1 protein-coding gene and 1 pseudogene are annotated in these 930 nt (G+C 33.2%); both read left to right on the top strand.

Annotated elements, in window-relative coordinates; genetic code table 11:
* A pseudogene (locus V7014_RS22960) lies at positions 1-376 on the top strand (hypothetical protein); the annotation flags it as partial.
* Between the two features lie 55 nt (positions 377-431).
* The gene (locus V7014_RS22955) at positions 432-701 is read left to right on the top strand and encodes a hypothetical protein (protein WP_335510702.1); all 270 of its coding nucleotides are present in this window, start codon (positions 432-434) and stop codon (positions 699-701) included.
* Positions 702-930 lie beyond the last annotated feature (229 nt).

Raw genomic sequence — 930 nt, 5'->3', positions numbered from 1 at the left:
AACTAAAAAATCAATTGAACATGCTGGTAGTCATATCAAACCTTTAGTAGAAGACTTAATTGCTCAAATCGTATTATATCCTTCTAGTTCAAAACCTTACATGGACTTTGCGGATTCTATTCAACTACGAGAAGCCAAAGAGTTTGTCATGGTTTTAAACCAAATTATGAAGGTTGATGCGGATGCTGCTAAACGCCTTATAGAAGATCAAATAACGATTATGAAGGAGTTACAAGAAGAAACCTATATGGAATTATTGGAGACTCATCCGGACAAAGTGGAGCGTTATATTATGCCGATGATTTTCCCTCTAATCGCTATCATATTAACATTCATCTTTATTATGATAGCCGATGCATTTTCAACAATGATGTAAGTAAATCTCTATCCAAATGGTTAGAGGTTTTTTTNNATCTAGGAGGAAATTATTTATGAACACTATTTTTATGAAAGCAGCAACATCTATGGAGTTACAAAAACAAAAAATGGCTCAAAAGGTAATGAACTTTTTAAAAGAGGAAAAATCGGCTAGAGGTCTTTTAGAAGAAGGTTGGTTAATGTATGCTGCGATTGCTCTAGGGATTATCTTATTAATTATTGCGATGGATTTCCTGAAAAATGGTTACTCAACAATTGGACAATTCTTTTTAGATGGAGTAACAGGAAAAGTAACAGATACTCCGGGTTGGGGTACAAAATAATATAACGTTTGCTTGAAAGAGAACAGGAAAAAATCTTGTTCTCTTTTTTCCTTACAATAAGGGGGCTTTGAAATGAAATTTCATACTAAAACTTTTTTGTCAGGTATGTTTCTAGGATGGGTAATAACATGCATGGTATGGAAGACGTTTTACTAAATTTTATTAAAAGGTAGGGAATTTTAGATGATTAATCGAGTGGTTTTAGTTGGTCGCTTAACAAAAGATCCAG

The sequence above is a fragment of the Bacillus sp. JJ722 genome (assembly GCF_036963345.1).
Taxonomy (GTDB): Bacteria; Bacillota; Bacilli; order Bacillales; family DSM-1321; genus Bacillus_AD.
Note: the sequence above shows the minus strand (reverse complement) of the source record. Positions and strands in the feature narration are given on the sequence as shown.